The organism is Algibacter sp. (assembly GCF_029245835.1).
Taxonomy (GTDB): Bacteria; Bacteroidota; Bacteroidia; order Flavobacteriales; family Flavobacteriaceae; genus Algibacter_B.
On the sequence record NZ_JAQWOO010000051.1, the window covers coordinates 21124 to 38426 of the forward strand.

The 17303-nt window shown below is 29.7% G+C and carries 21 protein-coding genes; 8 read left to right on the top strand and 13 right to left on the bottom strand.

The features are described 5' to 3' along the window. Positions 1-228: 228 nt before the first annotated feature. Positions 229-870, top strand: a complete 642-nt coding sequence (locus P8K68_RS08670) for a hypothetical protein (RefSeq protein WP_300249643.1) — start codon at positions 229-231, stop codon at positions 868-870. Positions 871-938: 68 nt separating this feature from the next. Here the strand turns inward: P8K68_RS08670 and P8K68_RS08675 are convergent, their stop codons facing one another. The 13 genes from P8K68_RS08675 to P8K68_RS08735 all read right to left on the bottom strand — a co-directional run bounded on the left by P8K68_RS08675 (position 939) and on the right by P8K68_RS08735 (position 9650). Next, entirely contained in the window at positions 939-1445 is a 507-nt protein-coding gene (locus P8K68_RS08675) for a hypothetical protein (RefSeq protein ID WP_300249644.1), read from the bottom strand. A gap of 230 nt (positions 1446-1675) precedes the next feature. After that, complete coding sequence (locus P8K68_RS08680) at positions 1676-1969, bottom strand: chaperone modulator CbpM (RefSeq protein WP_300249646.1); 294 nt, start codon at positions 1967-1969, stop codon at positions 1676-1678. Between the two features lie 2 nt (positions 1970-1971). Next, positions 1972-2856 carry a J domain-containing protein gene (locus P8K68_RS08685; protein WP_300249648.1) on the bottom strand — a complete coding sequence of 295 codons (885 nt, stop codon included), beginning with the start codon at positions 2854-2856 and terminating at the stop codon, positions 1972-1974. Continuing rightward, positions 2857-3069, bottom strand: a complete 213-nt coding sequence (locus P8K68_RS08690; protein WP_300249650.1) for a hypothetical protein — start codon at positions 3067-3069, stop codon at positions 2857-2859. Between the two features lie 8 nt (positions 3070-3077). Beyond that, complete coding sequence (locus P8K68_RS08695; protein WP_300249653.1) at positions 3078-3530, bottom strand: hypothetical protein; 453 nt, start codon at positions 3528-3530, stop codon at positions 3078-3080. A gap of 146 nt (positions 3531-3676) precedes the next feature. After that, complete coding sequence (locus P8K68_RS08700; protein WP_300249655.1) at positions 3677-4351, bottom strand: ABC transporter ATP-binding protein; 675 nt, start codon at positions 4349-4351, stop codon at positions 3677-3679. A gap of 1 nt (position 4352) precedes the next feature. Next, positions 4353-5615, bottom strand: coding sequence for an FtsX-like permease family protein (locus P8K68_RS08705; RefSeq protein ID WP_300249658.1), 1263 nt, complete (start codon positions 5613-5615; stop codon positions 4353-4355). Next, positions 5615-6694, bottom strand: coding sequence for an efflux RND transporter periplasmic adaptor subunit (locus P8K68_RS08710; protein WP_300249661.1), 1080 nt, complete (start codon positions 6692-6694; stop codon positions 5615-5617). Before P8K68_RS08710 ends, P8K68_RS08705 begins: the two co-directional genes overlap by 1 nt. A gap of 91 nt (positions 6695-6785) precedes the next feature. After that, on the bottom strand, positions 6786-7871 hold the full coding sequence (locus tag P8K68_RS08715; RefSeq protein WP_300249664.1) for a site-2 protease family protein: 1086 nt from the start codon (positions 7869-7871) through the stop codon (positions 6786-6788). Further along, positions 7868-8470: a WG repeat-containing protein gene (locus tag P8K68_RS08720; protein ID WP_300249667.1), complete on the bottom strand. Its 603-nt coding sequence runs from the start codon at positions 8468-8470 to the stop codon at positions 7868-7870. Before P8K68_RS08720 ends, P8K68_RS08715 begins: the two co-directional genes overlap by 4 nt. A 79-nt stretch (positions 8471-8549) precedes the next feature. Further along, entirely contained in the window at positions 8550-8849 is a 300-nt protein-coding gene (gene trxA / locus P8K68_RS08725; protein WP_300249670.1) for a thioredoxin, read from the bottom strand. Then, positions 8839-9237 (bottom strand): DUF302 domain-containing protein, encoded by a 399-nt coding sequence (locus P8K68_RS08730; RefSeq protein WP_300249672.1) that lies wholly within the window; start codon positions 9235-9237, stop codon positions 8839-8841. The genes trxA and P8K68_RS08730 overlap by 11 nt, the downstream gene beginning before the upstream one ends. Before the next feature lie 2 nt (positions 9238-9239). After that, the gene (locus P8K68_RS08735; protein ID WP_300249674.1) at positions 9240-9650 is read right to left on the bottom strand and encodes a hypothetical protein; all 411 of its coding nucleotides are present in this window, start codon (positions 9648-9650) and stop codon (positions 9240-9242) included. Between the two features lie 121 nt (positions 9651-9771). Between P8K68_RS08735 and P8K68_RS08740 the strand changes: the two genes are divergently transcribed. From P8K68_RS08740 to P8K68_RS08770, 7 genes are all read left to right on the top strand, one after another. Beyond that, positions 9772-11652 carry a PAS domain S-box protein gene (locus P8K68_RS08740; RefSeq protein WP_300249677.1) on the top strand — a complete coding sequence of 627 codons (1881 nt, stop codon included), beginning with the start codon at positions 9772-9774 and terminating at the stop codon, positions 11650-11652. Further along, a complete protein-coding gene (locus P8K68_RS08745) occupies positions 11649-12704 on the top strand; it encodes a response regulator (protein ID WP_300249680.1) in 1056 nt (351 codons plus the stop codon). The genes P8K68_RS08740 and P8K68_RS08745 overlap by 4 nt, the downstream gene beginning before the upstream one ends. An 87-nt stretch (positions 12705-12791) precedes the next feature. After that, positions 12792-13628, top strand: coding sequence for a universal stress protein (locus P8K68_RS08750; protein ID WP_300249682.1), 837 nt, complete (start codon positions 12792-12794; stop codon positions 13626-13628). Positions 13629-13631: 3 nt separating this feature from the next. Then, positions 13632-14018, top strand: coding sequence for a hypothetical protein (locus tag P8K68_RS08755; RefSeq protein WP_300249685.1), 387 nt, complete (start codon positions 13632-13634; stop codon positions 14016-14018). Between the two features lie 651 nt (positions 14019-14669). Next, positions 14670-15518 carry a universal stress protein gene (locus P8K68_RS08760; protein ID WP_300249687.1) on the top strand — a complete coding sequence of 283 codons (849 nt, stop codon included), beginning with the start codon at positions 14670-14672 and terminating at the stop codon, positions 15516-15518. 10 nt (positions 15519-15528) lie between these two features. Continuing rightward, on the top strand, positions 15529-16371 hold the full coding sequence (locus P8K68_RS08765; protein ID WP_300249690.1) for a universal stress protein: 843 nt from the start codon (positions 15529-15531) through the stop codon (positions 16369-16371). A gap of 96 nt (positions 16372-16467) precedes the next feature. Continuing rightward, on the top strand, positions 16468-17295 hold the full coding sequence (locus P8K68_RS08770; protein WP_300249692.1) for a universal stress protein: 828 nt from the start codon (positions 16468-16470) through the stop codon (positions 17293-17295). Positions 17296-17303 lie beyond the last annotated feature (8 nt).

Genomic DNA, 17303 nt, shown 5'->3' on the forward strand with positions numbered 1-17303 from the left:
TATGAGCTTGTTTTGTTAAGTATCAAAATAATGATAATCATTGTTTATAACACCTGATAAAACATTTAGTTACGTAATGGCGAAGGTCTAATTTCTTGTTAAAATATTATATTATGGCTTACTAAAAAACGTTCGTTTAGATTCAAGAAATATAGAATATACTTTTTTTAGGTAAGGAGCTAAAGATGAATACGTGGCCTATTTATTCTAGAACGATTGCTAAATAATATGAACACAAAAACTGGGTTTCCAAAACCTTACATACTATTTTTGCCTTTAATAGGAATGGGATTATTTCTGTTTTTATATATACTTGCAGCACTAAATTACCCCGGAGGTTCTTGGGCTTTTACAAATCAATCTGGATTCAGTTTTTGGCATAATTATTTATGTGATCTACTTGATGATTATGCAATAAATGGTAAGGTAAATAGCGCTCGCTTTTTTGCACGTGCAGCACTTGGTGTTTTATGCTCCAGTATTTTTTTTATATGGTTTTTTTTACCAAAATTATATACCATAAAAAGCATCAATCTTATTATTATGAGGTTGTCTGGACTGTTGTCTCTTATAATTACACTATTTCTTGCATCTGGTACTCATGACCTTATTGTTCGAATTGCTGGAATTTTTGGAGTCATTGCGGTTATAACCTGTCTAGTAGAACTCTATAAAGCTAAATATTACAAGCTTTTAATGCTAGGTGTATTTTGTTTAATTGTCTTTTTCGTAAATTTTTTTATTTACGAAACAGGCTATCATATAAAAATACTTCCAGTACTTCAAAAAATAACTTTTATTAGTTTTATTGTATGGTTTGTGTTTTTAGATATCCAATTATACAAAAAGTTGAAATTTTATAATATTTAGCCCTTTCCCATAACTTAGTTTGGGGATTTGTACGCCTTAAAAGGAAACAGTATCTGGTTTAATATTTATCATTTAACACCAACAGATAGGGAAGCCATACCTTCGCCACCCATAACGATAACCACATAATCACCTTGTTCTGCGGTAATATGCCCTTTTGTATTTCCCATTGAGATTGTACTGACCTTAAAACCTTTCTTTTTAAGTTTGGTTTCATATTCAGTAAGAGCATTTTCAGAGACATTTTCAAAAAGCAAAGTCCAGTTTTTATTTCCATCTACAATTCGTGTAGAAACATTAACTACTTTACCATCTTTAAATTCTGGAACATCATCAGGGATTTCTTTAGGCCAATTTTTAATAGTTGAATCAGAAGTAAAAGTTCCTTCATCTGTTTTAATAACTATTTTTTCATCATCAATATCTACATCTGCACCATGGCCAATGGACGTTTCAATAAGTTTTTCTCCTGTTTTCTCTGATGCTTTTTTACAAGAATCAAAAACGAACATTACAATAATAGCAAGCGTTAATGTAAATATTTGCTTTAAGTTAATTGAATTAAAAGTTTTCATTTTATCGATATTTAAAATTGATTAATAATTCTTTTATGATAAATTCGTCATTTATTTGGGTAAACAATTCCATATAATAATGCCCTACTTCTTTTGCACATTTTAAGGTATACAATCCCTTTCATATTTTATAAAGTTAGCTGATAGATGTTATACTAAAAATGATAGATATCAATTCAAGTTTAATTATGTTACATAAAAAAAATCAGATTATTAATTATAAACCATCGTTAGCTATCAAATCTTTCAAGTTTATTGTATAATTCTACAATGTCATTATTAAGTGATTCAACTTTTTTAAGCAGGTTAAAAATAGCATCCATCCCTTCAAAGTTTATGTCCAACTCATAATGCAAACGCATCATTTTTTCAATGTTTTTTATCTGGGTTACATCAATACAAGCAGTGTTTTGTACTAAAAATATTTCTATTAACTCATAGTCATGTAAAGCACTTATAAAGGACTTTGGGATTTTATAATGTGTGCAAATCTGTTGTATTGAAATAAAATTTTCAGTTTTCATAATCATCTTAATTTATCTAATTCTGAAAATAGTTCCTTCTCTTTATTAGACAGTTTTGTTGGAAGTTTTATTTTATAGGTTACATACAAGTCTCCAAACTGACCTTCTTTTTTATATTTAGGAAACCCTTTGCCTTTAAGTTTTACTTTCGTTCCGTTTTGAGTTTCTGGTTTTATTTTGAGTTTTACTTTTCCATAGAAGGCATCTACTGTAATGTCGCCACCTAGTAAGGCCTTGTATAAATCTAAATCTACAGTTAAATAAAGATTTTCCTTATCTCTTTTAAATTTTGAATGGTTTACAATTGAAAACTGAATCAATAAATCACCATTAGGTCCGCCGTTTACACCTTTTCCTCCATGCCCTTTTATTTTTATGATTTGGCCATTTTCTATACCTGCAGGAATAGTAATTCGGATGTTTTTATTGTTGACAGTTAAAGTGCGTTTATGTGTGGTGTAAACATCTTTTAAGTTGAGTTGTAATTCGGCATTAAAATCCTGTCCTCTAAATTTCACCTGTCTGCTACGACCTCTTGAAGATTGGCCACCAAACATGTTTTCAAAGAAATCTGAAAAGTCTTCTTCTGAATAACCTCCAGTTGCACCTTGATAACTTTGCTGGTATTGGTTTTGTTGTTTCGCTTTCTCGTATTCCTCAGCATGTTGCCAATGCTCGCCATATTGGTCGTATTTTTTTCTGTTTTCAGGATTGCTTAATACTTCATTGGCCTCATTAATTTCCTTGAATTTCTTTTCGGCATTTTTATCATTGGGGTTTAAATCTGGATGATATTTACGCGCGAGTTTTCTATACGCTTTTTTAATATCATTTTCTGAAGCAGTTTTAGACAAACCAAGTATTTTATAATAGTCTACAAAAGCCATCTATTTCTTTTTATGGGTTTCAATATGATGTTTTAATAATTGTTTTAAACTTTCAATGTAATCTTCCATGACTTTTATATTAATATCTGGAGCATTAACAGACGGGATGGTTATAGGGGTTTCTTCTAAAAATATATATAATTCTGGGTACTCTGTATTTATTAGAGTAGTTAACCTAATTATTTCGTTTTCTATATTTTGTAACAGATTCATGAAAATTATCAATTAAACAGCCATACATTTTTTGACTTTTTAGATTTAAAAACCTCTTTAATCATAATAAAAATGTTTCTTCTAAGTTCTCGTTCATTATCAATAAATACTTCAATGTTATCCTCAAGATGTTGGATCTCCACTCTAAATTTAGAGGTATCATCAGGGAAATTGTTATTAATTATATCTATGATACTTTCCCTATTATTTTGGATGCATGCTAGTATATATTCGCATTGATTTTGTAATTCAAAAACCTCCATTTGTAACTCCCTCAATTCATCTAGATTTTGGCAAGCTAATAGTTCTGAAAAATGATTTTCAACTAGATTATTTAAAAACTTAATATCAAAAAAATAGAATTCTAAATCTGTTTTCCAGTTTTCAAGTAAAAGGTACAGTGCCTCCCAGCTAGCGTTTTGGATATAATTTCCTTTAGGGCGTTTTCTTAAATTATACATAGACGTAATTTTTAATGATTACTTGTTAAAAATAATTTTTAAAAAGTTCATCTGAAATGAGATATATCAGCTATGTAAACTTAAAGTAGATTAAAATATCAGTTCGAGTAATTCTGTTAAAGCCGAATAGTATCGAGAACATTTATTTATGTAAGAATGTTACCATCCGCCATTTGAATAATGCGGTCGGTTTTATTTGCAAAATCTTCATCATGAGTTACAACTAAGAGTGACAACCCCTGCTCATCACTTAATTGTTTGAAAATATTAAACACGTTTTCGGCATTATAACTGTCTAAATTTCCAGTAGGTTCATCGCCCATAATTATTAAAGGGTTATTAATCAACGCTCTTGCAATAGCAATACGTTGTTTTTCGCCACCAGAAACTCTTGAGGCTCGTTTTTTTGCTAGGTGCTCAATGTTTAACATTTTTAATTTTTCAAAAGCATCATGTTCTATTTCTTGATGTGATTTTTCGGCTAGTTTTTTAGCAGGAAGCATCACATTTTCTAAAACTGAAAATTCTGATAATAAATAATGAAATTGAAATACAAACCCAATATGTTTATTTCTGATGTATGAGAGATGGTCTCTACTTTGATTGGTTATTAATTGATTATTTAAAAGAAGCTCACCTTCATAATCGGTATCCATTGTTGATAAAATGTAGAGTAAGGTAGATTTTCCACAACCCGATTTCCCCATTATAGACACAAATTCCCCTTTTTTAATCTGAAAATTGATATCCTTTAAAACATGAAATAATACAGGCTTTTTAAAATATTTATTTATATGTTTTGCTTCTAATACGATGCTCATGTTATTGACCTCTTATAATTTTTACAGGATCTATTTTTTTTGCTTTTTTTGAAGGAAGATATCCTGCCAAAAAAGTTGAAAGCATCGCAAAGGAAAACCCTATGATAAAAAATAAAGGATTTAAATTTATTGGATAAGTTTCAACCGTTGGAAGCGCTTCTGTTTTAAACGGAATAGTATCAATGATACTTACTAACCCAAAACCAACTAATAAGCCTAAAACACCACCAACAAAACCAATAATCATGGCTTGACTCATAAAAATAAGTTGTACATCTTTACCCGAAAAGCCAGTAGCTTTTAAAATGGCTATATCGTTCATTTTTTCATAAATAAGCATATTTAGAATATTGTAAATACCAAATCCAGCCACTATAAGGAGGGTGATTGAAACGGCATAGGTAATAAGATTTCTTATGGTTGTTCCAGTTTCAAATTGAGCATTTGCAGTTTTAATATCAATAGCTGTTAAATTAAATTGTTGCTCAATTTTTTTTGATAGGGGTATAGCTTGTTCTATATCATATAACTTGATATTAATGTCTGTTATATAATTTTTTGCTTTGCCTAAAATGCGTTGTATGGTTTTTATATTGGTAAAGCTTTGAATAGCATCTAAATCTGCAATGCCACTTTGGTATAATCCAACTATTTTTAATGGAAATATACCGCCGTTAATTGGGCTTACCTGAACGCGGTCGCCAACTTTTAAAGACATTTTTTTTGCAATACCAATACCTAATAAAATACCATTATCTGTGTTTTGTAAAGCTTCAGCAGAACCTTCAACTATATAATCGCCCATGTTAAACAACCTTGCTTCATCAACGGGGTTAATACCTGTTATATTACCACCTAATTCAATAGAACCAGCTATGTAAAATATTTGAGTTTTTACTTGCGGAAGTGCTCCACGAACGGCTTCCTTTTCTTCTAAATACTTAATAATAGGTAAGGCGTTATGAATCTTTTTTTGAGTAAGTTTTGGTTTTATAGAATGCACCACATTAAAACTATCTTCTATATTAGCGTATAAAGAAATAGGCTGTTTCTCAGAAGGTTCTATCTCATTGTATATATGTATATGCGGGGTTTGGTTGAGAATTAAATCGTCGAGCATTGCGTTTAAACCCGTCATGAAACACACCAAGGTGATGTAAGCTCCAATACCAAAAGTTACACCAAGAGCTGCCGTAGCGGTTTGCTTTATTTTAGTAAGCAAATGCGTTTTGGCAATGTTTAAAATCACGTTCCAATTGGTCATTATTCAGGTTTGTAAATTTGTGTGTCTTTAGTTATTCCAGATAGTACTTCAATGTATTCCATGTTTTGCATGCCGGTTGAAATTGGTGTTAGCCCGTCATCTGTTTTTACCTTATTACCTTCTATTAAATACGCTTTTGGAATGGTTAAAACCCTGTCTTTTTTTGCTATAATAATGTTGGCTTCACCAGAAAGTCCAGGATATAAAATATGTGGTGGATTTTCAAAAACAGCTTCAACCTTAAAGGTTTGATTACGCTCGTCTTTTTTTGGATAAATTTTGGACACTCTTCCTTTGAAAACTTCATCCTTATACGCATCTAAATGTATAATAACTTCTTGGTTTTTTGAGATGCTTACAATATCGACCTCATCAACAAGCATGTTAATAACAAAATGAGTAGCACTACCAATAGATGCTAGAGGTTCCATAGTCGTTACAATTTCGCCAGCTTCTTTATACAAGGCATACACTTTACCATTAATCTTGCTTTTAACCATAAAATCTTTAGTGTTTATTAATGCCGATTGATAATTGTTTTGTGCTTGTTTTACTGCCGTATGCAGTTCGTTTTTTGTGCTGTTGTATTTATTCTGTAAAAGTTTTAAACTGTTTGATGCCAGTTCATAATTAAGTTTGCGAGTATCAAATTCTACTTTTGAACCAATTCTTTGGTCCCAGAGATTCTTTTGCCTAAAATAATTTATAGAGTCGTTTTTGTATTTAAGTTTCGCTGCTGCTATTTCTTCAAGAATACTGTTAAGAACAGCAGCGTTTCCATTATAGTTTTCTTTAGCCAGATTTAAAGTGAATTTTGCATTTTGCGCATTAAGTTTAGGTGTGCTATTTGTAATTTGAATAAGTGTTTTGTTTTTTAAAACGACATCGCCTTCTTCTACTAAATTATTGTCTAAAATACCGGCAACAATAGCATAAGCCTGATATAAACTATCTGGTTGTATGGTGATTGAAGAATAAACGGATTCTGTTAAAGGTCTTTCCGTTGGAAATATTTTATCCTCATTTTTAAAACAGGAGACTATGATGAAAAAGAGCATTAAATACCTAAATGATTTCATGTGTTTATATCTGTTATTTTTTATTGGTTACATGTAGCATCCATTTTACCAACTCCCTGGGAGTCAATATTTAGTTATGGATGTTTCATAATCAATATGCTAGTTTTGCTTGTAGTAATATGTATTCGTTTAAATTAATTTGGTCAATAGCACCAACAAGTTTATTGTTTTCTAAAACTGGAAAAAACGGATGTTTTTCACTATGTGTAAGTTTGTATATTTCATCAAGATTATCATGACTATCAACTGTTTTGAAATTTGTATTCATAATATCTTTAACTAATATAATCTTATTAGAATTATCAATAATATCTTGGTGATATAGTAAGCCTTTAATCTTTTTATTTTCAACTATAACAAAGTTGTTTTCTGTACTGGATATCAATTTGTTTACCACTAAATCTAAGGTGTCTTCGGGATTAAAGGTTGTAATGTTTAGCATCATAGCTTCTTCAACGCTATGTCCTTTAAGTAAAGCTAATTGTTGTGTTATTTGGTTTTCACTATAAGCTCCTAAAAATATAAAGAGTGCAATTAAAATTAAAAAAGGGTTATATAATAAGCCTATTAATAAGAAGAAAACCGCAATAAACTGACCAATGCTTGAAGCTATTTGCGTCGCTTTTACACGATTCATTTTCATAGCAAGTAAGGCTCTTAAAATACGTCCACCATCCATTGGGAAAGCCGGTATAATATTAAAAATTACTAAACCCACATTCACTACAAATAAAAGAAACAGGAAGTTTTGCCAAGTGAAACTCATTAATGCTTCAAAGGTTTCCGTAAAATTTAAATGTATAAATTCATTTATTGGTACAATAAAATAAAGGAATATAGCTATAATAACATTTACCAACGGACCTGCTAGTGTTACTATAAGCTCTTGTTTAGGCGATTCTGGGATACGCTCTAAACTTGCCATACCACCAATAGGGAGTAGGGTTATTTTTTTAGTGTCTATACCAAAACGTTTTGCCGTTAATGCATGCCCTAATTCGTGTAATACGACACAAAAAAAAGCAGCCAGAACCAGTGCAACATTAAACAAAATACTTTCGTTAGTTCCGCCACGTTTTAATTCACTAAATACAACCCAAGCTATTAAAAAAAAGAAGGTCCAATGTACTATAATTTTAATACCAGAAATACTACCTAACTTAAGATTTGCTTTCATTTTACAGATTTAATAACCCATTTACTATTCTCGTTAATTATAGCAACCAATTCATCTGAAAGAAGTTTAGATGTTATTTTTGGAGGTTTATTAAGGAATTTTTTGTCTAAAACAACATTTATACCTTTTGGGTTTAAGTAGTCTTTTACACTCCCTGTTGTATCAATGGTAACCTCAAAGTATTTATTAATGACAACAGGTTTATCCAATATGTTATTAGTGCCTATAGTTTTAGATATTATTTTTAAAGCTAAAGCCACATTATTATTGAAATTTGTAGCATTTAAGAATTTTGTATCTATCACTTTTTTACCTTTTTTATCGATATATCCATAATATAGAATGCCATCTTTTTTTTCTGAAATTAAACATCTGTTATTATGAAATATAGGATACTTACCATAATCAGTTTCAGTTAAAACCAAGTCATCTCTAAAAGCTATAATAATAGCGCCTTTATCATTTATAAATCCCCAGGAGTTGTCTTTCTCAATAGCTGCAACACCAGCATTAAAAGGGGCTATAAAATCTAGTTCTTCAAGTGTTTGAGTTATAGCAAAAACAGGAATTAATAGTAATGTAATTAGTGCTTTTTTCATGATCAAATATTTTATAATAGTAATCTAAAATAATGTCTTTAAATCTATTACAAAATGATATTCATCAGCAAGAAAGCGTTTAGGTATGTTTTTTTATAATTGAAATAATATCGTTTTTTTGAAGCACTCCAGATTGTCGCCAAACTTGTTTTCCATTTTTGAAAAGCAGCATGGTTGGCACCCCCCTAACTTGGTATTTTGCTGCTAGAGGTTGGTTTTTATCCACATCAATTTTTATAATTTTTATGGCATCTTCAAGTGTTTCTTTAACTTCTTTTAAAATAGGGGCTAGCGTTTTGCATGGTCCACACCAGTTGGCATGAAAATCTATTAATACTGGTATTTCAGATTGTATTATGGTGTTGAAATTAGTTTTCATTATTAATGTTTTTGATAACGTTTTTGAGTTTTGTACTAACAACTTTGGCAACTTCGTCTAGTTGCTTATTATTTACAGCTTGCATAGAAATTAGAGGATTAACAGCAGATACTTCAATTGTATTTAGCGACTTTTCTTGTACTATAATATTGCATGGTAACATAGTGCCTATTTTGTTTTCAGCCTGTAAAGCTTTGTAAGCAAAAGGTGGGTTGCAAGCTCCTAAGATTTTATACTTTTTAAAATCAACATTCAATTTGTTTTTTAAAACTTCCTGCATGTTAATTTCTGTAAGTATACCAAAGCCTTCATCTGTTAGTAAGCCTTTAACTTTCTCCTCTATAGTTTCAAAACTTCCTTTTGTAATAGTGGTAAAATAATAGTTCATAATCATGTTTTTTTTAATTCTAAATCTAATTTAGCAAGCATAATCAATTCTGATTTATTCAAGCCAGCAAAAGAATTGGCAACCGCTCTTGCCGTTTTTAAAATTAATTTTTTTATAGGTTTTGTAAATAAATGGGGTTGGTCATTTTTATAATTAATGAAAGCTTCAAAATATTCCTTTGAATTTAAAAGCTCTTGTTTGTTTAGCCAGTCGAAAACAATTTCTATTTGGTATGCAGCATCAGTATGGTAATCATCTTCAAGCGCGTCAATATCTAACCATTGTTTTTTTACTACCGCTTTAAGTTTATCAAACTCGGCACTTTGCACGTTCAAATCTGCAGCAGCTATAGCATAAAACAACTTCCCCAAGTTTTGGTAAAACTTTAGAGTCATTTTCTTTTTTGTTTTCATTTTTATTAAAGTTTAACGAATTAAAGTTACATACTTTTTAACATAATATATATGATATAAATCAGTATAATTAATGACAATTTTTTCGTACTTTTAAGCCTGTTTATATATGTAGATTTTTATGTTTAAACAAGACCAAGAAATATTCAATATTCTTCTAGAAACTGTTTCTGAGGCGGTTATTATTGTTGATAATCACCAAAAAATAATGGAAGTAAATATAGCTGCAGAAGACATTTTTGGTTACAAAAAAAAGGAGTTTATTGGCAAGGAATTAAACTTGCTTATGCCATCACATTACCATGATAGTCTTTTAGAGTATTTTGAAAAATTTATTCATAGAGGCAAGCGTCGAAAAATGGGTGCTGCTACAGATATTTATGGCTTAAAAAAAGATGCTACTATTTTTCCAATTGAGGTTGAATTAAACCCGTTTTCCATTTATAACAAAACCTATGTTATGGCTTTGGTTAAAGATGTGTCTGAAAAGAAAAGCATAGAAAAAAAATTGTTGCTAAAAAGTAGAGCGTTAGAATCTGTTAACAACGGAATTATTATAACAGATGCTTTAAAAAAAGATAATCCTGTTATTTATTTTAATTCGGCTTCTCAAAAGCTTACCGGTTACCCTAGTGAAGAAATACTTAATAATAATTGTAGAATTTTACAAGGTAAAGATAGGAACCAAATACCTCTTAAAAAGCTTAGAAAGGCCATTAAAAATGGAGAAAGTTGTCAAGTCACTTTACGTAATTATAAAAAAGACGGTACACTGTTTTGGAACGATTTATACATTATGCCTATTATTAATAATGAAGGTGTTGTTACAAATTTTATTGGAATACAGAATGATGTTACAAGTCGTAAAAAAGCTGAAGATGAGCGCCAACATCTGGCTACCATTTTTGATGAATCATTAAATGAAATTCATGTTTTTGATGCAGAAACATTAAATTTTATAAATGTGAATTTTGGTGCCCAAAAGAATCTTGGATATACTATGGATGAATTAATTAATATGACACCTTTAGATATAACACCATACAAAGATGAATTTGAATTTAGAGAGACAATTGATGTTTTATTTGATAAGAATGTTGAAAAATTAGAGATTGAATCGATTCAACGACGAAAAGATGGCACCAAGTATCCTGTTGAAGTTCATTTACAGCTATCAAATTTAGGAGAAAAAAAGGTTTTTGTTGCCATCCTTTTGGATATTACAGAGCGGAAAAATTACACGAGCAAGCTTGAAAACAAAGTAGAAGAAAGAACAGAGCAACTAAAAATGGCTTTAAGTAAAGAAAAAGAACTCAATGAGCTAAAAACAAAATTTTTGTCTTTAGTCTCTCATGAATTTAAAACACCCTTAAGCGGGATTTTAACATCGAGCCAGCTACTTAGTAAATATCAATTAACCGAACAACAAGAAAAACGCGATAAACACATAAAAAGAATAACCGATAAAGTTCATTTTTTAGATAATATTCTAAACGATTTTTTATCCATTGAAAATTTAAACACTGGGAAAGTAAATTATAGGTTTATTCATTTTAAAATAAGTAAAGTTGTTAATGAGGTGGTATATAATGCTAATATGCTTTTAAAAGAAGGGCAGCAAATAAATTACCCTGAAAATATAGACGATTTATCACTTTATCAAGATGAAAAAATCATTCAATTAATATGCTCAAATTTATTACATAATGCTATAAAATATTCTCCAGAAGGTACTGTTATAGATTTACATATTAAACAAGACGATAAGTTTACTACCTTAACAATAAAAGACGAAGGGATGGGTATTCCAGAAAAAGACCAGAAACATATTTTTGAACGTTATTTTAGAGCTGAAAATGTTATGAATACTCAAGGTACAGGCATTGGTTTAAACATAGCTAAAACACATTTAGAAAACTTAGGCGGAACTATTTCTTTTGAAAGTATAGAAAATAAAGGCACAACATTCATTATAACGCTTCCTAATATTGTAGCACAATGAAAACAATTTTACTCATAGAAGATGATGCGGTTTTAAGAGAAAACACAGCAGAGCTTTTGGAATTATCTAGTTATAAAGTTATAACAGCTTCAAATGGAAAAACAGGAGTTATATTAGCTAAAAAACATCAGCCTGATATTATAGTTTGTGATATCATGATGCCCGAACTTGATGGTTACGGCACTCTTAAAAAGCTTTCAAAAAGCAAACATACAAAGTCTATTCCTTTCATTTTTTTATCTGCTAAAACAGAGCGTAGCGATGTTAGAAAAGGGATGAATTTAGGTGCAGACGATTATATAACAAAACCATTTTCAGAAGATGACCTTATAAGTGCTATTGAGAGTCGTTTAGCAAAAGTTTCCATTTTAAAAGAATTGAATAACAATGAAGCGAGTTATCCTATTTTAAACGATGAGAATGAAATAAAAACACTTAACGATTTAAAAAATTTCTTTGATGATTTTGGTACTGAATTCCCTTTTAATACAGAGGATATTATTTACCATGAAGGCGATCATTCTAATTATATTTACTTAATTAGCTATGGCACCGTAAAATGTTATAGGATAGATGAACAAGGAAAAGAATTGGTAACTGCACTCTACAAAGAAGATGATTTATTTGGATATATCTCTTTTACGCAAAACATACCGCACCAAGAAACAGCAACAGCATTAGCAAATACTAAATTATTAGGGATTTCAATTATTGATTTTAATAACTTACTCAGTAAAAATCATAAGGTTCTTATGGAGCTTATAGAGCTTTTAACAGGCGATTTATCTCTAGCTAAAGAACAACTACTCCATATGGCTTATGCTACAGTTAACAAAAAAACAGCAGCTACAATTTTAAAATTTGCCGAAAAAATAAACCGTAAACCAGACGACGTTATAAAAATTTCTAGAAACGATTTAGCCAGTGTTGCAGGAATTGCTACCGAAACATTAATAAGAGCACTTGCTGAATTTAAAAAACAAGGCATCATAAAATCTGAAGGCAGAAATATTAAAGTCGTAGATATTCAAAAATTAAAAAGTATCATGTAGTTGCACTGCTCAATATTTCAAAATGATTAATATCATTTTGTGTCTAACAACTTCACTTTAAATTAGTACCAATAAAGATGCTGTTAGATGAAAAATATATTATTACCCACTGATTTTTCTGAAAATTCATGGAACGCCATTAAATATGCTATTCGTTTTTTTGAAAAAGAAAGCTGCAATTTTTATTTACTCCATATATACACATTAAGTCATGTTATTCTGAACGATTCAGCGCAAGATGTTTTAGTAAATGTTGATACCCAACCAGCAAAAATAAAACTTCGAAAAGTTTTAAAACGTATAGGAAAAGTTTTTACAACTAATAAAAAACATAGATTTTATACACTTTTCGATTATAATTTTTTTATTGAATCGATAAGAAAACATGTTGAAGAGAAAAAAATAGATTGCATTGTTATGGGTACTAAAGGTGCTTCAGGTTTAAAGAAAATTATTGTGGGTAGCAATACGGGCGATGTTATTACCAAAGTAAAATGTACCACCTTGGTTGTGCCTGAAGATGCGCAACTTGTAAAACTTAAAGAGATAGCGTTTCCCACAGATTTTGCGCTATCAAACAATATCCAAATATTAGATCCGCTTTCAGAAATCTTAGAAAAAAATCAATCTGCATTAAGAATTCTTCATATAAGTAAAAAGAAAGCAGAGTTGAATAGGGATCAAAATAAAAGTAAAGAATTATTAGAGGATTATTTTAGTCACTTATACCATAGTTTTCATTATTTAACTAATAAAAAAGTAGAAGATGCAGTACAGTGTTTTATTGAAAGTAGAAATATAAATATGATTTGTATGGTAGCTAAAAACCTTAATTATTTTCAACAAATCTTATTTCATTCAAAGGTTGAGGCCATTAGTTATCATACCGAAATACCTTTTTTAGTACTTCACGAAAAACAATAGATTATGGACAATTCAATTTTTTTAGCAAAGTTTTGGGGATGGTATCTCATCATATTTTTTATGATATTAAGTTTTAATCCAAAACGGATAAAGCAGATTTTTAATGATTTAGAAGACGAGAAATTTCTAATAATTTCGTCTTTTATGGCCATTAACGTGGGATTACTAAATGTTTTGTTCCATAATATATGGGAGCCAAACTGGAAGCTTATTATTACCCTTATAGGTTGGATTTCACTATATATAGGATTGTCTCTATTTATACTTCCTAAGCGAACCACTGCGGTATTAAAGTTTATTAATATAAAATTAGTCCAGGTTATTTACACCTTATTATTTTTAATAGGTTTGTTTTTGTTGAATATTGTATATGAAATTGTACCTATATAACTTTACAAAACTGATGGATATCATTTTGTATTAAGATTTTGTAATGTAAATTAGCACTATAATTAAAACGTTCTTATCGCATATTAGAAGTCTAAAAAAAAAAATCTAGGTGTTGTTGTTGCAAAACAATAATGCCGAAACAAAGTGTTTGAAGCTATTGTTTGGCAGGAAAACCCAGATATTATGTTTAGTAATAAATGTAATATTGTAGAAAACCGAAAGCTCAATGATGACATTAAATACTTTGGAAAAACAGGAGGTTTCGACGTCCTGTTTTTTAAAAAAAAGCAGCGTTTTTCATTGTAAAATGTTTAATACTGTTTAGAGATGTTTGGCGGTATAAATTTACTGAAGATTTAGTATAACTTTATTAGGGATATTAATGATTAGAAAAGGTTAGTTAATAAAATCAAACATTTCAAAAAGGAAACAGGAAGTTTAGGCTTCCTGTTTCTTACATTTAAAGGGTGGCTATTAATCAATTCACATATTAAATGTGAATAAAAAAGGGAATGTTTTTTTAACAATTCCCTTTTTTTTTTAAAACCAAATTGTTACTACCAAAAGCAAGTTAGTAATGATGTAATCTGATATATATCATTGTAATAAGTCCGTTAAGTATGTAATTTGGGTCATAATAATTTATGAGCCATGAGAAAAATACTTATTCCTACCGATTTTTCCGAAAATGCTACAAATGCTATAAAGTATGCTTTAGAATTATTTAAATATGAGGTTAGCGAGTTTTATGTGATGCATGCTTATCAAGATGATATTTATGCCAAAGATGATTCAATAACCAGAAAAAACCTAGATAATATTACAACCTTAGTAAGTAATGAATCTTCTAAAAAGTTAAAGGATACATTAAAAATTATTAACGAGCTATCTCCAAATCCTAGACATACTTATAATATAATTTCGGCAAATAATTTGCTTTTAGATGAAGCTGATACCATTGTAGATGAGCAAAATATCGATATTATAGTAATGGGAACCAAAGGGAAAACCAATGATAAAAAAATAACCTTTGGTAGCCATACACTTCAAGTTTTAAAGTATGTTCAATGCCCAGTATTGGCAATTCCAGAAAACTATAAATACACACAGCCAAAATATATTCTTTTCCCAACTGATTATATGATACCCTATAAGAGGCGAGAACTAAAACTACTCTGCGAAATGGTTTCGCCTTATAGAGCGGTAATAGATATGCTTTATATCTCTAAAAGTGATAAACTATCATTAAGACAAGAGGATAATATGGCATTTATAGAAGGGCATTTATGTAAAAACAAACTTAATTTTAATATTGAAAATAGCAAGCATATTATCAATACCATCTATAAATATATTAAAGAAAAAAGCATAGATATGTTAGTTATGGTAAACACAAGACATTCTTTTTTAGAGAATATTTTGTTTCAATCTACTGTAGATGAATTGAGTTTGCATCTAGACATTCCATTTTTAGGATTGCAAAATATAAAACGTTACTAAATTTACTATCATGAAAAACATTCTACTTCCTACCGATTTTTCAGAGAATTCTTGGAATGCTATAGTCTACGCTTTAAAATTATTTAAAAATGAGACTTGTAAAATTTATTTGTTAAACACTTATACACCAGTAATTTATCATGTAGAGTATGTGCTAATTGATCCTGCACAATATGGTTTAGGCGATGCCGTTAGGGAAACGTCATTAAAAAATCTAGATCATTTAGAAACCAGAATAAAAAAGGAATTTAATAATCCAAAGCATACTATAGAGAGTATTGCAGCATTTAACAACTTGATATCTGAAATTGTAGACATTGTTGAGGCTAAACCTATAGATTTTATAGTTATGGGAACAAAAGGCGCAACAGGTTTAGCAGAGGTTTTGTTTGGATCTAATACGGTGCATGCTTTTAAAAACGTAAAGTGCCCCATAATAGCCATACCAGATGGTTTTGGTTTTGAAAAGCCTCATGAAGTTTTATTTCCAACAGATTATGAAATCGATTATCAAGACCATCATATAAATCCCATATTAGATATCATATCGCTTTATAACACTAGAGTCAACATACTACATGCTTCTTATGGATATGATTTATCTGAAGCCCAAGAAAAAAACAAAAAAATATTAGAGCACTATTTTAAAAAATCAGCACACTTATTTCATAGTGTTAGTAACCAAACTGTTGAAGAGGGAATTACTAATTTTCAATTAAAATCGCGTGTTAATTTATTGGTTATGATTAATAATAAACATTCGTTTTTCGAGAATTTATTTTTCAAGAATACAATAAACCAAATAGGATTTCATTTAAACATTCCATTTTTAGTTATTCCTTCAAAAACATAGATTGTAAAAAGAGCCATAGTCGTAATTTGATATCAAACAAAAATGTTTAGAGACGAATTACAGCTGAAAATTAGAAAACAAGAAAAACAACTACAGATGAAACGAAAAATTTTATTACCCACAGATTTTTCAGATAATGCCTGGAGCGCTGCTGTTTATGCCTTAAAACTTTATACAGATGAAGAATGTTCGTTCTATTTTTTACACGCTTTAATTATAGTAGGTGCACCCTTCGAAGACCTTTCAAACAAACTTTTAAAAACAATGGAGGAAGATGCTATGAATGAGTTATTAGATTTGAAAGCATTGGCAGAACGTGGAAACGCTAATGCAAATCATGATTTTCATATCATTTTAAGTACTAAGGATTTAAATACGGCCATTAAGGATGCGATTAAAAAACATGATATTAACTTAATAATTATGGGCACTAAAGGGGCAACAGGAGCAAAAGAATTTTTCTTTGGAAGCAATACCGTTCGGGTTATTAATAAAGCTAATTGTCCTGTTTTATTAATACCAGAGGACTATGATTTTATTGAACCAAAACAAATTGCTTTCCCAACAGATTATAACCGGTTTTATGATATTAAGGAAATTGAACCTTTAGTGCAGTTAACCAATTTATATGATTCAAAAATAAGGATTGTACACATTAATGAGAAAGAGGAACTCAATGATGTTCAAGATTATAATTTAATGGAACTCCAAAGCCATTTAAACGATTATGATTATAGCTTGCATTGGATGCCAAATTACGCTAAAAAAGTAGTAGAAATCAATGATTTTATTGAAGAATTAGATATTGATATACTAGTCATGGTAAATTATAAACATAGTTTTATTGAAAAAATAGTCAAGGAGCCTGTAATAAAAAAAATAGGATTCCAATCTAAAATTCCGTTTTTGGTTATCCCAGAATGAACTGATAG

Excerpts from the sequence above, each read along its gene's own strand:
- P8K68_RS08670 (WP_300249643.1), top strand. The coding sequence starts at position 229 with ATGAACACAAAAACTGGGTTTCCAAAACCTTACATACTATTTTTGCCT.
- P8K68_RS08675 (WP_300249644.1), bottom strand. The coding sequence starts at position 1,445 with ATGAAAACTTTTAATTCAATTAACTTAAAGCAAATATTTACATTAACG.
- P8K68_RS08680 (WP_300249646.1), bottom strand. The coding sequence starts at position 1,969 with ATGAAAACTGAAAATTTTATTTCAATACAACAGATTTGCACACATTAT.
- P8K68_RS08685 (WP_300249648.1), bottom strand. The coding sequence starts at position 2,856 with ATGGCTTTTGTAGACTATTATAAAATACTTGGTTTGTCTAAAACTGCT.
- P8K68_RS08690 (WP_300249650.1), bottom strand. The coding sequence starts at position 3,069 with ATGAATCTGTTACAAAATATAGAAAACGAAATAATTAGGTTAACTACT.
- P8K68_RS08695 (WP_300249653.1), bottom strand. The coding sequence starts at position 3,530 with ATGTATAATTTAAGAAAACGCCCTAAAGGAAATTATATCCAAAACGCT.
- P8K68_RS08700 (WP_300249655.1), bottom strand. The coding sequence starts at position 4,351 with ATGAGCATCGTATTAGAAGCAAAACATATAAATAAATATTTTAAAAAG.
- P8K68_RS08705 (WP_300249658.1), bottom strand. The coding sequence starts at position 5,615 with ATGACCAATTGGAACGTGATTTTAAACATTGCCAAAACGCATTTGCTT.
- P8K68_RS08710 (WP_300249661.1), bottom strand. The coding sequence starts at position 6,694 with ATGAAATCATTTAGGTATTTAATGCTCTTTTTCATCATAGTCTCCTGT.
- P8K68_RS08715 (WP_300249664.1), bottom strand. The coding sequence starts at position 7,871 with ATGAAAGCAAATCTTAAGTTAGGTAGTATTTCTGGTATTAAAATTATA.
- P8K68_RS08720 (WP_300249667.1), bottom strand. The coding sequence starts at position 8,470 with ATGAAAAAAGCACTAATTACATTACTATTAATTCCTGTTTTTGCTATA.
- trxA (WP_300249670.1), bottom strand. The coding sequence starts at position 8,849 with ATGAAAACTAATTTCAACACCATAATACAATCTGAAATACCAGTATTA.
- P8K68_RS08730 (WP_300249672.1), bottom strand. The coding sequence starts at position 9,237 with ATGAACTATTATTTTACCACTATTACAAAAGGAAGTTTTGAAACTATA.
- P8K68_RS08735 (WP_300249674.1), bottom strand. The coding sequence starts at position 9,650 with ATGAAAACAAAAAAGAAAATGACTCTAAAGTTTTACCAAAACTTGGGG.
- P8K68_RS08740 (WP_300249677.1), top strand. The coding sequence starts at position 9,772 with ATGTTTAAACAAGACCAAGAAATATTCAATATTCTTCTAGAAACTGTT.
- P8K68_RS08745 (WP_300249680.1), top strand. The coding sequence starts at position 11,649 with ATGAAAACAATTTTACTCATAGAAGATGATGCGGTTTTAAGAGAAAAC.
- P8K68_RS08750 (WP_300249682.1), top strand. The coding sequence starts at position 12,792 with ATGAAAAATATATTATTACCCACTGATTTTTCTGAAAATTCATGGAAC.
- P8K68_RS08755 (WP_300249685.1), top strand. The coding sequence starts at position 13,632 with ATGGACAATTCAATTTTTTTAGCAAAGTTTTGGGGATGGTATCTCATC.
- P8K68_RS08760 (WP_300249687.1), top strand. The coding sequence starts at position 14,670 with ATGAGAAAAATACTTATTCCTACCGATTTTTCCGAAAATGCTACAAAT.
- P8K68_RS08765 (WP_300249690.1), top strand. The coding sequence starts at position 15,529 with ATGAAAAACATTCTACTTCCTACCGATTTTTCAGAGAATTCTTGGAAT.
- P8K68_RS08770 (WP_300249692.1), top strand. The coding sequence starts at position 16,468 with ATGAAACGAAAAATTTTATTACCCACAGATTTTTCAGATAATGCCTGG.